The sequence below is a fragment of the Bacillus sp. AL-1R genome (assembly GCF_052180195.1).
Classification (GTDB): domain Bacteria; phylum Bacillota; class Bacilli; order Bacillales; family Bacillaceae_G; genus Gottfriedia.
Map to the genome: position 1 here is coordinate 173376 of NZ_CP197469.1, position 13625 is coordinate 187000.

At 34.7% G+C, this 13625-nt stretch carries 13 protein-coding genes; 12 read left to right on the plus strand and 1 reads right to left on the minus strand.

Features of this window, described 5'->3' with window-relative positions:
- The first annotated feature begins 73 nt into the window (after positions 1 to 73).
- Positions 74 to 1675 (plus strand): CTP synthase, encoded by a 1602-nt coding sequence (gene pyrG / locus ACSBO6_RS00735; RefSeq protein WP_098845845.1) that lies wholly within the window; start codon positions 74 to 76, stop codon positions 1673 to 1675.
- Between the two features lie 57 nt (positions 1676 to 1732).
- Here the strand turns inward: pyrG and ACSBO6_RS00740 are convergent, their stop codons facing one another.
- Positions 1733 to 2257 carry a DUF2529 family protein gene (locus ACSBO6_RS00740; RefSeq protein WP_498844003.1) on the minus strand — a complete coding sequence of 175 codons (525 nt, stop codon included), beginning with the start codon at positions 2255 to 2257 and terminating at the stop codon, positions 1733 to 1735.
- Between the two features lie 202 nt (positions 2258 to 2459).
- On the opposite strand from ACSBO6_RS00740, the gene ACSBO6_RS00745 reads away from it, so the two are divergent.
- The 11 genes from ACSBO6_RS00745 (at position 2460) to ACSBO6_RS00795 (ending at position 13583) form a co-directional block, all read left to right on the plus strand.
- Positions 2460 to 2837 carry a response regulator gene (locus tag ACSBO6_RS00745; protein WP_025671030.1) on the plus strand — a complete coding sequence of 126 codons (378 nt, stop codon included), beginning with the start codon at positions 2460 to 2462 and terminating at the stop codon, positions 2835 to 2837.
- A 295-nt stretch (positions 2838 to 3132) separates the two neighbouring features.
- Positions 3133 to 3987 (plus strand): class II fructose-bisphosphate aldolase, encoded by an 855-nt coding sequence (locus ACSBO6_RS00750; RefSeq protein WP_098845847.1) that lies wholly within the window; start codon positions 3133 to 3135, stop codon positions 3985 to 3987.
- A gap of 423 nt (positions 3988 to 4410) precedes the next feature.
- A complete protein-coding gene (gene murA, locus ACSBO6_RS00755; protein ID WP_098845848.1) occupies positions 4411 to 5709 on the plus strand; it encodes a UDP-N-acetylglucosamine 1-carboxyvinyltransferase in 1299 nt (432 codons plus the stop codon).
- Positions 5710 to 5781: 72 nt separating this feature from the next.
- Positions 5782 to 6747, plus strand: coding sequence for a class II fructose-bisphosphatase (gene glpX / locus ACSBO6_RS00760; RefSeq protein WP_098845849.1), 966 nt, complete (start codon positions 5782 to 5784; stop codon positions 6745 to 6747).
- A gap of 293 nt (positions 6748 to 7040) precedes the next feature.
- Positions 7041 to 8315 carry a transcription termination factor Rho gene (gene rho / locus ACSBO6_RS00765; RefSeq protein WP_025671034.1) on the plus strand — a complete coding sequence of 425 codons (1275 nt, stop codon included), beginning with the start codon at positions 7041 to 7043 and terminating at the stop codon, positions 8313 to 8315.
- A gap of 159 nt (positions 8316 to 8474) precedes the next feature.
- Positions 8475 to 8720: a type B 50S ribosomal protein L31 gene (locus ACSBO6_RS00770; protein ID WP_025671035.1), complete on the plus strand. Its 246-nt coding sequence runs from the start codon at positions 8475 to 8477 to the stop codon at positions 8718 to 8720.
- A gap of 208 nt (positions 8721 to 8928) precedes the next feature.
- The gene (locus ACSBO6_RS00775) at positions 8929 to 9543 is read left to right on the plus strand and encodes a thymidine kinase (protein ID WP_098845850.1); all 615 of its coding nucleotides are present in this window, start codon (positions 8929 to 8931) and stop codon (positions 9541 to 9543) included.
- 219 nt (positions 9544 to 9762) lie between these two features.
- Positions 9763 to 10830 (plus strand): peptide chain release factor 1, encoded by a 1068-nt coding sequence (gene prfA, locus ACSBO6_RS00780; RefSeq protein ID WP_098845851.1) that lies wholly within the window; start codon positions 9763 to 9765, stop codon positions 10828 to 10830.
- Positions 10830 to 11690: a peptide chain release factor N(5)-glutamine methyltransferase gene (gene prmC / locus ACSBO6_RS00785; protein WP_098845852.1), complete on the plus strand. Its 861-nt coding sequence runs from the start codon at positions 10830 to 10832 to the stop codon at positions 11688 to 11690. The genes prfA and prmC overlap by 1 nt, the downstream gene beginning before the upstream one ends.
- A 136-nt stretch (positions 11691 to 11826) precedes the next feature.
- Entirely contained in the window at positions 11827 to 12732 is a 906-nt protein-coding gene (locus ACSBO6_RS00790; RefSeq protein WP_098845853.1) for an ATP-grasp domain-containing protein, read from the plus strand.
- Entirely contained in the window at positions 12729 to 13583 is an 855-nt protein-coding gene (locus ACSBO6_RS00795) for an ATP-grasp domain-containing protein (protein ID WP_098845854.1), read from the plus strand. The genes ACSBO6_RS00790 and ACSBO6_RS00795 overlap by 4 nt, the downstream gene beginning before the upstream one ends.
- Positions 13584 to 13625: the final 42 nt, after the last annotated feature.

Here is a 13625-nt window from a genome sequence, read left to right on the forward strand (position 1 = left end):
ATAATGGTTTAGCTTTGTAATTTCTTGTAAGGAAAAATAAAATACGAATGCTAAAAATGAAAGGGGCTCAATTATGACAAAGTATATTTTTGTAACAGGTGGCGTAGTTTCTTCTCTTGGTAAAGGGATTGTAGCTGCATCTTTAGGACGACTTCTAAAAAACAGAGGATTAAATGTAACAATTCAAAAGTTTGATCCATACATTAACTTAGATCCAGGAACAATGAGTCCTTACCAACATGGTGAAGTTTTCGTAACAGATGATGGTGCAGAAACAGACTTAGACTTAGGTCATTATGAAAGATTTGTTGATATTAACGTTACTAAATTCAACAATGTAACTTGCGGTAAAGTGTACTCTACAGTTTTACAAAAAGAACGTCGTGGAGATTACTTAGGAGGAACTGTACAAGTTATCCCACATATTACAAATGAGATTAAAGATAAAGTTTTCCGTGCGGGTCGTGAAACGAATGCTGATGTTGTTATCACTGAGATCGGTGGAACAGTAGGTGATATCGAGTCACTACCTTTTATTGAAGCTATTCGTCAAATTAAAGGTGATGTAGGTCGTGACAATGTAATGTATGTTCACTGTACACTTCTACCTTATATTAAAGCTGCTGGTGAGTTAAAAACAAAACCAACACAACACAGTGTAAAAGAACTTCGTAGTATTGGTATTCAACCAAATGTTATTGTATTACGTTCTGAAACATCTGTACCACAAGAAATGAAAGATAAAATTGCTCAGTTCTGTGATGTAGATGCTAAAGATGTAATTGAGTGTGTAGATGCAGATACTCTTTATGAAATCCCATTAGCATTACAAGCACAAGGTTTAGACAGCATCGCATGTAATCATTTAAAATTACAAACAAATGAAGCGGATATGACAGAGTGGATTTCTTTAGTAGATAAAGTTAAAAACCTAACTAAATCAACAAAAATTGCGCTTGTTGGTAAATATGTAGAATTACAAGATGCTTATATTTCAGTAGCAGAAGCATTAAAGCACGCAGGATATGCTTTTGATAGCGAAATTGAAATTAAATGGATTAACGCAGAGGAAGTTACTTCAGCTAACGTGAATGAACTTTTAAGCGATGTAGATGGAATTCTTGTACCAGGTGGATTCGGAGATCGTGGTGTAGAAGGTAAAATCTTAACAGCACAATTTGCTCGTGAAAATAACGTACCATTCTTAGGAATTTGTTTAGGTATGCAAATTGCGTCAATTGAATTTGCTAGAAATGTTTTAGGTTTGAAAGGTGCTCACTCAGCTGAAATCGATCCTACTACTAACTATCCAATTATCGATTTACTACCAGAACAAAAAGACGTAGAAGATTTAGGTGGAACATTACGTTTAGGCTTATATCCATGTAAATTAGTTGAAGGTTCAAAAGCATACGAAGCATACGGAGAAGAAGTTGTTTACGAACGTCACCGTCATCGTTATGAGTTCAATAATGAATACCGTCAACAAATGGAGCAAGAAGGATTTATCTTCTCAGGTACTAGCCCAGATGGTCGTTTAGTGGAAATTATTGAGTTACCAAATCACCCATGGTTTGTAGCTTCACAATTCCACCCAGAGTTTATTTCTCGTCCAAATAGACCACAACCATTATTCAGAGATTTTGTAGGAGCATCACTACAAAACAAACGTTAAGGAAATAAAAAACACCCAGCAGATTTTATAAAAATCATGCTGGGTGTTTTTGTTTTTTTATTCGAAATCTGATAGGATTTCACTCATTGTAAGTAGTAAACAGTGATAAATAAATAATCCTGTGAGTAGGGTTGGAAGACAAATTCTTTCTCCCTCGTCAGTTGGAACGAGTTTTCTCGTTAACTCATAGTTTATAAATACATCAGCAAGTTCCGATAATTGGTCTTCTCCATTAATTGTGGTAGAGACGATTACTATTCCAATGTTTGATTCGGATAGTTTATTAGCAAGAAGAATAGCTTCTTGATCATCTGTCTGTCTTGTAAATAAAAGTACTCGATCTACTGGAGATAATTGCTGAATTTCGCCGTTAATCATTAACGGTTTAATTGAGTTGTTTTGTTCTGCTCCATCAGTTATTTCTGAAACAATACCAGCGAATTCTTTTGTACCATGTACATAAACGCATCCCTCGCCTATAACTGCCTGTGCTAAGAAGCGTGAAGCATCTTCAAATACTTCTTCTTGCTTAAGTATTTTTTGAAAAACTCCATTTAATTGTGTCGAAAAAATTTTTAACATTATCTAATACTCCCTCTTATAAAAGTATGGTCTAACCATTATACTGTAATTTAGATAGATACAAAAAATTTAAAAAAAGTAATTATTTGTAAAATTTTCAAACTAATGCAGGAAAAAAAGGTTTTTAAGTAGAATGTAAAAATTTAGGGGAATTTGTATATTTATAAGTAAGGTTATCTGGTTTAGAAAGGTGGTACTATTTTTGGGAAGTAAATTACTTATAGTAGACGATCAGTACGGAATTCGTTTGCTTTTACACGAAATTTTCAAAAAAGAAGGCTATGAGGTATTTCAAGCAGCTAATGGTTTTCAAGCAATTGATATTGTAGTGAAGGATTGTCCCGACTTAGTTATTCTTGATATGAAAATACCAGGTATGGACGGAGTGGAGATTCTAAAGCGCATCAAAGAAATTAATAAAGACATTAAAGTTATATTGATGACGGCTTATGGTGAACTCGATATTATTGAAGAAGCTAAAAAATTAGGAGCACTACAATATTTTCCAAAACCATTTGATATTGATGAAATTAAAAAGGTTGTCAGAGAGCATACTTCTCAACCACAATCTCAGCAGTAAAATAGCAGATGGGTAGCGGACCATCTGCTTTTATTTTTTCACAGAGAAATGTAAGCGTTTACGGGATTTGCAGGTGAAATAGCTTAAAATATCTATTATCTGTCAAAAATGTTACGAATAAACGAACATTAGATGATATTTGTTGTGTTTTCATTTCATTTTTTGTATTCTTATGATGTGATATAAATACCTTATAATTTACATAATAAAGAACAATTTGTAGCATTATATTCTTGTTAGTAAAATTATGGGTGCAGAATAATTTTCATAAAAGAGTATATAAGGAGGGCTTAAAATGCCTTTAGTATCTATGACTGAAATGCTTAATAAAGCAAAAGAAGGAAAATACGCTGTTGGTCAATACAATATCAATAACTTAGAGTGGACTTATGCTATTCTTACTGCAGCTGAAAAAGAAAAATCACCTGTAATTCTTGGTGTTTCTGAAGGTGCAGCTAAATACATGGGTGGATTTAACACTGTTGTAAAGATGGTAGAAGGTTTATTAATTGATTTAAAAATTACTGTACCTGTAGCAATTCACCTTGATCACGGTTCAAGCTTTGAAGCATGTAAAGCTGCAATTGACGCTGGATTTACTTCAGTAATGATTGATGCTTCTCACGATCCATTTGAACAAAACGTTGAAACAACTAAAAAAGTTGTAGACTACGCTCATTCTCATGGTGTATCTGTTGAAGCTGAATTAGGAACTGTTGGTGGACAAGAAGATCACGTTGTTGGAGACATTATTTATGCTGATCCAGCTGAGTGTAAAGAACTAGTTGAGCGTACTGGCATTGATTGCTTAGCTCCAGCATTAGGTTCTGTTCATGGACCATACAAAGGTGAACCGAAATTAGGTTTTGATGAAATGGAACAAATCGGAAACGAAACTAATGTACCATTAGTATTACACGGTGGAACTGGAATCCCAACTGAACAAATTCAAAAAGCAATCGCTCGTGGAACTGCAAAAATTAACGTAAACACTGAGAACCAAATTGCTTTCAATAAAGCTGTTCGTGAATTTGTTGCAAATGATCAAAAACAATACGATCCACGTAAAATTCTTGGACCAGGCCGCGAAGCAATTATCGAAACAGTAGCTGGCAAAATCCGTGAGTTCGGTACTAGTAACAAAGCATAATATTTTAAGTTTTTTAGCTTAAAATATGATATATTATAATAAATTAAGCCGTCTAAATTATGTTTAGGCGGTTTTCTTGTTTAACAAAGCCTTTTTTAACAATAAATTTTCATGTAGACTTGAAGATATAAGATCATAATGATTAGAATAAGTTTAGGTCTAGCTTAAAAATTAACCAAATACTATTTCACTTTAATAACTAATCAAATAAATTTAAAGGTTTTACTCAATTTTTATTGAATTTCAAGTTATCGTGAATAACAAACCGAAGCAAAAGTCTTTATTAGACTGTAGCTCTCGTATAAACTAAGATTAGAGAAGTAGAATTTTGGAGAAAATAGGTAGAAACTATTCGACAGTTGAGAAGTTTAAACACTTTACTTCTCTACTATTTTCTTCTGCTCATTTAGAAGGGAGTATACTATGGAAAAGCTTGTATTAGAAGGCGGTATACCTTTAAAAGGGACTATTCGTGTTAGCGGTGCCAAAAATAGTGCAGTGGCTTTAATCCCAGCAACTATCTTAGCAAGCTCACCTGTAACACTTGAAGGAGTTCCTTCTATTTCAGATGTCCAAACACTATGTGACCTTTTAGAGGAAATAGGGGGTCAAGTAGAAATATCTGATGAAAAAATAATGATTGATCCATCAAATATGGTTGCAATGCCACTTCCAAGTGGTAAGGTAAAAAAATTACGCGCGTCTTATTATTTAATGGGTGCAATGTTAGGTAGATTTAAACAAGCGGTTATCGGTTTACCAGGTGGATGTTATCTTGGACCAAGACCTATTGATCAACATATAAAAGGTTTTGAAGCATTAGGTGCGAAAGTAACAAATGAGCAAGGTGCAATTTATTTAAGGGCAGAAGAACTAAAAGGCGCACGTATATACTTAGATGTAGTAAGTGTTGGTGCAACGATTAATATCATGTTAGCAGCGGTTTTAGCAAATGGTAGAACTGTTATTGAAAACGCTGCAAAAGAGCCTGAAATTGTTGATGTAGCTACTCTATTAACAAGTATGGGTGCTAAAATTAAAGGTGCTGGTACTGATGTCATTCGAATTGATGGAGTAGAATCATTATCTGGCTGCACACATACAATTATCCCTGATCGTATTGAAGCAGGAACTTATGCAATATTAGCTGCTGCTACTGTACAAGAAGGGGACAAGGTTATTGTTGATAATGTTATTCCTCATCATTTAGAATCTCTTATAGCGAAAATGAGAGAAATGAATATAAATATTGATACGAATGATGATCAAATTATCGTCACAGGATCTAATAAAGAACTAAAATCAGTAGATATCAAAACTTTAGTTTATCCAGGATTTCCGACTGACTTACAGCAGCCGTTTTCTGTGCTATTAACGAAAGCAAATGGGACAGCCGTTATAACAGATACAATTTATGGTGCAAGATTTAAGCATATCGATGAACTTAGAAGAATGAGTGCAACCATTAAAGTTGAAGGTAGTACGGCAATTATTTCCGGCCCTTCAAAATTACAAGGCGGTCGTGTAAAAGCTAGTGATTTACGTGCTGGAGCGGCATTAGTTATCGCAGGACTTATTGCAGAAGGTAAAACAGAATTAACTGGATTAGAGCATGTTGATAGAGGATATGAGGATCTAGTTGAAAAGCTTCTAGGATTAGGAGCGAATGTTTGGCGTGTTCAACTAACTAAGGAAGAAGTTGAACAATTAAAAAATGCGTAAGATTGGGTGTCTATATACTCCAGTTTAACATAATTAAGATAGTTTTCATTTACATCAAAGGGGGAGTTTTAAATGGAAAGAAGTTTATCAATGGAGTTAGTGCGAGTTACTGAGGCAGCAGCATTAGCATCTGCAAAATGGATGGGTTTAGGTAAAAAGGATGAAGCGGATGATGCTGCTACAACAGCAATGCGTGATGTATTTGATACGATTCCTATGAAGGGAACAGTTGTAATTGGAGAAGGGGAAATGGACGAGGCTCCGATGCTTTATATCGGTGAGAAACTTGGTAACGGATATGGTCCAAGAGTGGACGTAGCAGTTGACCCACTTGAAGGTACAAATATCGTCGCATCTGGTGGATGGAATGCTTTAGCAGTAATTGCCATTGCCGACCATGGTAATTTATTACATGCTCCTGATATGTACATGGAGAAACTTGCGGTAGGACCTGAAGCGGTTGGTAAAGTTGATATCAATGCGTCTGTTCTTGAAAACTTAACAGCAGTAGCAAAAGCAAAAGGTAAAAATATTAATGAAGTCGTTGCAACCGTATTAAATAGAGAACGTCATGAGAAATTAATTGAAGAAATTCGTGCTGCAGGTGCTCGTATTAAACTAATTAACGATGGTGATGTAGCTGGTGCAATTAACACAGCTTTTGATCACACTGGTGTTGATATTTTATTTGGAAGCGGTGGAGCACCAGAAGGAGTTATCGCTGCAGTTGCTTTAAAATGCTTAGGTGGAGAACTTCAAGGAAAGTTGTTACCTCAAAATGAAGAAGAGATCGAACGTTGCAAACGTATGGGTATAGAAGATCCAAACCGTGTATTATATATGGACGATTTAGTTAAGGGTGACGACGCAATTTTTGCGGCTACTGGTGTAACTGATGGAGAATTACTAAAAGGTGTACAATACAAAGGGAATGTAGGAACTACGCAATCGTTAGTAATGCGTGCTAAATCAGGAACTGTTCGTTTTGTAGATGGACGTCACAGTCTAAACAAAAAACCAAACCTAGTTATTAAATAATTAAAAGTTTGATATTAATTTAGTAAAATAATGACTCTTTCCTTTATTTACTAAAGGAAAGAGTCATTAAATAGTTTAGTCGAAAAATAGTTGGCATAAAAAACTCTTTCGAATTATAATCTCAATAGATAGTAAACCTATTAATTCTAATTACTTAGAATATTTTTAGGGGAAAAGGTTACACTAAAGAGTAATACTTTATGTAAGTTTCCTTCAAAAAACCTTCTAAATAACCTTCCGAATTAAGAAAACCCTAATATGAATGAACGAATAAAAGTAAAGAGTGGTGTTATATGAGTTTAACAATCTCTGCATTAGAAAACATGAAATTAAAAGATTTATATGAACATGCGAAGGTAATGAAAATTTCGTATTACAGCAAATTAACGAAAAAAGAACTTATTTTTGCAATCCTTAAAGCGCAAGCGGAAAAGGATGGATTAATGTTCATGGAAGGTGTACTAGAAATTATCCCTTCAGAAGGGTATGGATTCTTACGTCCGATTAATTATTCACCAAGTTCAGAAGATATTTATATTTCTGCATCTCAAATTCGTCGTTTTGACATGCGAAATGGTGATAAGGTTTCTGGAAAGGTACGTCCGCCTAAGGAAAATGAAAGATACTTTGGTCTTCTTCAAGTAGAAGCAGTAAATGGAGATGATCCAGAGAATGCTAAAGAACGAGTTCACTTCCCGGGATTAACTGCATTATATCCAAATAGACAAATGAAGCTCGAAACATCTCCTGCTAAGTTTTCTACAAGAATTATTGATATGATTGCCCCAGTAGGATTTGGTCAACGTGGTTTAATCGTTGCTCCTCCAAAAGCCGGTAAGACAGAATTATTAAAAGAAATTGCAAATAGCATCACAACAAATCATCCTGAAGCTGAACTAATTGTATTATTAATTGATGAGCGTCCAGAAGAGGTAACGGACATTGAACGATCTGTAAAAGGTGATGTTGTAAGTTCAACGTTTGATGAAACGCCTGATAGTCATATAAAGGTTGCTGAATTAGTATTAGAGCGTGCTATGAGACTAGTTGAGCACAAGAAAGATGTCATTATTTTAATGGATAGTATTACTAGGTTAGCTCGTGCGTATAATTTAGTTATTCCACCAAGTGGCCGTACATTATCAGGTGGTATTGATCCTGCTGCGTTCCATAGACCAAAACGATTCTTCGGTGCTGCACGTAATATCGAAGAAGGTGGAAGTTTAACGATTTTAGCAACGGCTCTAATCGACACTGGCTCACGTATGGATGATGTTATTTATGAGGAATTCAAAGGTACTGGTAATATGGAGCTTCATTTAGACCGTTCATTAGCTGAACGTCGTATCTTCCCAGCAATTGACATCCGTCGTTCTGGAACGCGTAAAGAAGATCTATTAATACCAAAAGATCATCTGGACAAGCTATGGTTAATGAGAAAAACAATGTCAGATATTCCAGACTTTGTTGAACGTTATTTCAGAATGCTTCGTCAAACGAAAACAAATGAAGATTTCTTCAATACAATGACTGAAGAAAGTAGAAAAACGCCAGTCTCTAATAAATAGTTGGAAGATATAAGCAGTCTGAAAGAGAAATAGTGGGTTGCATTCTCCCGGGTTAGTTGCTATAATTTCATTTGTATGTGAAATGTAAATTATGTGGTATACACATGGTTTCTTATAACTCTGATTTCAAGGATTTCAGGGCGGAAGGAGATGAAAAACATGAAAGCGAATATTCATCCTAATTACAAGAAAGTAGTGTTTATGGATATTAACACTGGTTTCAAATTCTTAAGCGGATCAACAAAATATTCTAACGAAACAATTGAATGGGAAGATGGCGAAACTTACCCTCTAATCAAAGTTGAGGTTTCTTCTGATTCTCACCCATTCTACACTGGACGTCAGAAATTTGCTAACGCTGCAGGACGTGTTGAACGTTTCAACAAAAAATACGGCCTTAAGTAATATTGATGAAAAGCAGGCGGGTTATTGCTACTTTGCCTGCTTTTTTTACGCATTTATAGTCACATAACATACTAGTTTAATTCAATTTAGTGAATTTTTATATAAATAGTCATGATACTTATACGAATGATATTACTGCTGAATTAACCGGCGTTTAAAATAAATAATAAACAAGTCTTTGTACTGATATAGAAAGGTGAGACACATAATGTTCTTTATGATGAAAAAAAATGGTTGGATTGAAATGATTTGCGGAAGTATGTTTTCTGGAAAATCAGAGGAACTAATTCGCCGTGTTCGTCGTACGCAGTTTGCCAAGCAAAGTTGTGTTACATTCAAGCCATCAATTGATAATCGATACAGTGAAGTAGAAGTGGTGTCTCACACAGGTATGAAAGTACCTGCATATGCAGTAACACACTCATCACATATTCTTAAGTACGTTACAGAAGAAGTTGAAGTAGTTGCAATTGACGAGATTCAATTCTTCGATGATGAAATAGTTTTAGTTGTTCAACAACTTGCGAACTCTGGAAAACGGGTCATTTGTGCAGGTTTAGACCAGGACTTTAGAGGCTTACCATTTGGTAAAGTTCCTGAAATATTATCAATTGCAGAACATGTAACGAAATTAAACGCAGTTTGTGCTTCATGCGGATCACCTGCAAGTAGAACGCAAAGATTGATAAATGGTAAACCAGCTTTTTATGAAGATCCTATTATTTTAGTAGGTGCATCTGAATCTTACGAACCAAGATGTCGCCACTGTCACGAAGTACCAACGAAAACAATTCAACCAGCACTTCAAAGTCAGAACGATTAATTTCACAGTAGGTTGAAAATTAGCTATTTAGACCATATACTTAGAAATGTGGAGAAAGCTCGCCCAGCTCTTATCGAAGAGCTAGCTTTTTGAACTGGACAGTAATAATTGTGGATAAAGTGTTATTTGCGCTTTTCCTTAGAATTTAAAATGAAAGAAGCGATTTAGAATCGCTTCTTTCGATATATATTTAAGACGAAAATGTCGAGGTGAAAAATTATGTTTGATCGATTACAAGCTGTAGAGGATCGCTATGATAGATTAAACGATTTACTTAGTGACCCGGAAATTATAAATGATTCGAAAAAGTTACGAGAATACTCAAAAGAACAATCAGACATACAAGAAACAGTTGATGTATACCGTCAATATAAATCAGTTAAAGAACAAATTAAAGATGCAAAAGCTATGCTTGAAGAGAAGCTTGATGCTGATATGCGCGAAATGGTCAAAGAAGAATTAAATGATTTGGAAAACGAATCAAAGGATTTAGAAGAACGTTTAAAAATCCTTTTAATTCCAAAAGACCCTAACGATGATAAAAACGTTATCGTTGAAATTCGTGGTGCTGCGGGAGGAGACGAAGCTGCATTATTTGCTGCTACGTTATACCGTATGTACAGCCGTTATGCCGAGGTCAATGGATGGAAAACAGAAATCATTGAAGGTAACTATACAGAGCTAGGTGGCTTTAAAGAGGTTATCTTTATGATAAATGGTAAAGGTGCGTATTCAAAACTAAAATTTGAAAATGGTGCACACCGTGTTCAACGTGTTCCTGAAACAGAATCAGGAGGACGAATTCATACTTCAACTGCAACTGTAGCAGTGTTACCAGAAGCTGAAGAAGTTGAAATTGAAATTCATGAAAAAGATATTCGTGTAGATACATTTGCTTCAAGTGGTCCTGGTGGACAATCAGTAAATACAACGATGTCTGCGGTACGTTTAACCCATATTCCGACAAATACAGTTGTATCATGTCAGGATGAAAAATCACAAATTAAGAATAAAGAAAAAGCGATGAAGGTTCTTCGTGCTAGGGTTTATGATAAATTCCAAAGAGAAGTACAAGCAGAATACGATCAAAACCGTAAGCAAGCAGTAGGTACAGGTGACCGTTCAGAACGTATCCGTACTTATAATTACCCACAAAACCGTGTAACTGACCACCGTATTGGATTAACTATTCAAAAGCTTGATCAAATCGTTGAAGGTAAAATCGACGAAATTATTAATGCGTTAATTATGGATGATCAAGCAAGACGAATGGAACAAAGTCAATAATGACAACTAAGATATATGAAGCCCTAAAATGGGCTTCTTCTTTTTTACAAGAACACGGTCGTGATGTAAATGTGGGTGAAATTGTATTAAAACATCTTTTAGACTACAATCGAACAGAATTACTGATAAATATGAGAGAAGAGTTAGATGAAAAGCATTGGATACAGTTTCAAGGATTAGTTCAAAAGCACATAGGTGGCCAACCAATTCAATATTTAATAGGGTATGAATACTTTTATGGTCGAAAGTTCTTCGTTAATGAAGAAGTACTAATTCCAAGACCAGAAACAGAAGAGTTAGTGGAAGGTGTGCTTCAACGTATCCAAAAGCATTGGGAGGATTCAGACCATCTTGAGCTAGTAGATGTAGGAACAGGTAGTGGGGCAATTGCAATCTCGCTAGCGCTTGAAAATAAACAATTAACAGTTCATACAGTTGATATTGCAGAAGAATCTATCCAAGTTGCTAAACGAAATGCTCAAGAGTTACAGGCAAATGTCCACTTTATACACAATGATTTACTGAATTACTTTATTGAAGAAAACAGGAAAGTTGATATTGTTGTATCAAATCCACCATATATTCCGTATGAGGATTGGTTGGGTTTAGATGACGTAGTTAAGGATCACGAACCATACCGTGCTTTAGTAGGTGGGGAAGATGGTCTAGATTTTTATCGTCGCTTTGCAAATGACTTGCCTAAAGTATTAAAAGAAAAATCACTCGTTGCATTTGAAGTTGGAGTCAATCAAGGTGAATCAGTTGCAAATATTTTAAGAGAAGCGTATCCGAATTCAAATGTTGAAGTTGTTTTCGATATAAATGGCAAAGACCGTATGGTTTATATGGTAAATGGTTAGTTTGAATAGTGAATCGTATTGATGTTGACTACAAAAAGTCCATGTATTACGATTCTTTTTTTTGTGTTAAAGTTGTAAAAGATGAAGAAAATATCTATCAATAAAAACAAAAACATTACGAAAGAAGATACTTAGAATGAAAAAGTTTAAAGGTTGGATTGTATTTAATGGTCATATTACAGCTACAAAATTTACCGAACTTTTCGAATGGTTACGAGATACAGCAATTGCAAAAGGAATAGATGTTACTTTAGTTAAACATTATGAACTGATCCCAGTAATCGAAAAAGGTCAGTCTATTTTAAAAGGAAAATATGCGAATGAGAAACCCGATTTTGTCATTTTTTGGGACAAGGATGTTCATTTAGCAAGGCATTTAGAAAATATGGGGTTAAAATTATATAATTCAGCAAGAACGATTGAGATCTGTGATGATAAGGCTTTAACTTTTCAGGCATTATCGAACTTCGATATTCCTATGCCAAAAACAATTACGGCGCCACTGTTATTCCCTAATTGTGATCTAACAAACTATGATTTTTATGATGAAGTGATAGCAGAATTAGGTTTTCCTTTAATTATAAAAGAGTCATTCGGTTCTTTTGGTAGACAAGTTTATTTAGTTGAGAATAGAGAAGATTTTTTTAAAAAGGTAGACGAACTAAAACACAAGCCTCACGTATATCAAGAGTTTATAGAATCAAGTAGAGGGACTGATATTCGCATCCAAGTAGTAGGTAATCAAGTAGTAACAGCAGTATTAAGAAAATCAGAATCAGATTTTCGTGCAAATGTTACAAACGGTGGAAAGATGTATAAGTATGAACCAACTGAGGAACAAATCAATTTAGCACTTAAATGCTCAGAAATATTGGGAGCTGATTTTGCGGGAATTGACTTATTGTTTGGAGAAGATGGAAAAACATATATATGCGAAGTTAACTCAAACGCACATTTCAAAAATATTTATCTATGTACAGACGTGGACACAACGAAATATATAATTGATTATATTATCTGGGACTTGGAGAAAAACATATGATTGGTTGGCTAATCTATTCAGAAGTAGATGCAGAAAAAAACAGAACGTATATCGACTGGTTAGTAAGCAGTGCTTCAAAAAATGGAATTGAGTTAAAGTTAATTTATACTGAACATATCGTAATAGGTGTTCGAAACGGTATTAATATACTTTGCTATGAAGGTAAGGAATTATGCAAACCGGCTTTTGTCATTATGAGGGCCATATCGCAAATATTATCTTCCCACTTTGAAGAAATGGGAATCAGAACATTTAATAACCGGGCGATTTCAACGATGGCTAATCATAAGTTTCTAACACATCAGAAGCTTGCAAGTCTAGGTATCCCAATGCTAGACACATTTTATTATAAGAAAAGTACAATTATAAAATCTTTAGGTATAGTCCATTTCCCTTGTGTGCTTAAAAATTGCACAGGAAGAGGTGGAAGTGAAGTCTATTTTATAAACAATCAAGAAGAGCTACTGGAAACCGTGCAGAACTCAAATTTTGATGAATTATTAATTCAAAGCGTTGCAGAACAACTAGGCAAGGATCTAAGAGTTTTCATTATCGGTAAAGAAATTGTTGCAGCTGTTTTAAGATATTCAGAAAAAGACTTTCGAGCGAATTTTTCACTAGGTGGAAGCGCAATGCTTTACGAACTTTCCAAATATGAAAGAGAACTTATTCAAAAAATAGTAGATTCCTTTGATTTTGACTTCGTAGGAATTGACTTCATGTTCGACGCAAACAACCAATTGATTCTAAACGAAATAGAGGATGTAGTAGGGAGTAGAACATTATATACAGTATCAGACATAGATATTGTATCGTTGTATATGGATTATATAAAAAAGCAGATAAAGTGAGAATTGAAAAAATAGAATACTAGTGTTTAAGAAATAACTAAT

Bases quoted from the DNA above. Each gene is read 5' to 3' on its own strand.
- pyrG (WP_098845845.1), top strand. From the start codon at position 74: ATGACAAAGTATATTTTTGTAACAGGTGGCGTAGTTTCTTCTCTTGGT.
- ACSBO6_RS00740 (WP_498844003.1), bottom strand. From the start codon at position 2,257: ATGTTAAAAATTTTTTCGACACAATTAAATGGAGTTTTTCAAAAAATA.
- ACSBO6_RS00750 (WP_098845847.1), top strand. From the start codon at position 3,133: ATGCCTTTAGTATCTATGACTGAAATGCTTAATAAAGCAAAAGAAGGA.
- murA (WP_098845848.1), top strand. From the start codon at position 4,411: ATGGAAAAGCTTGTATTAGAAGGCGGTATACCTTTAAAAGGGACTATT.
- glpX (WP_098845849.1), top strand. From the start codon at position 5,782: ATGGAAAGAAGTTTATCAATGGAGTTAGTGCGAGTTACTGAGGCAGCA.
- rho (WP_025671034.1), top strand. From the start codon at position 7,041: ATGAGTTTAACAATCTCTGCATTAGAAAACATGAAATTAAAAGATTTA.
- ACSBO6_RS00770 (WP_025671035.1), top strand. From the start codon at position 8,475: ATGAAAGCGAATATTCATCCTAATTACAAGAAAGTAGTGTTTATGGAT.
- ACSBO6_RS00775 (WP_098845850.1), top strand. From the start codon at position 8,929: ATGTTCTTTATGATGAAAAAAAATGGTTGGATTGAAATGATTTGCGGA.
- prfA (WP_098845851.1), top strand. From the start codon at position 9,763: ATGTTTGATCGATTACAAGCTGTAGAGGATCGCTATGATAGATTAAAC.
- prmC (WP_098845852.1), top strand. From the start codon at position 10,830: ATGACAACTAAGATATATGAAGCCCTAAAATGGGCTTCTTCTTTTTTA.
- ACSBO6_RS00790 (WP_098845853.1), top strand. From the start codon at position 11,827: ATGAAAAAGTTTAAAGGTTGGATTGTATTTAATGGTCATATTACAGCT.
- ACSBO6_RS00795 (WP_098845854.1), top strand. From the start codon at position 12,729: ATGATTGGTTGGCTAATCTATTCAGAAGTAGATGCAGAAAAAAACAGA.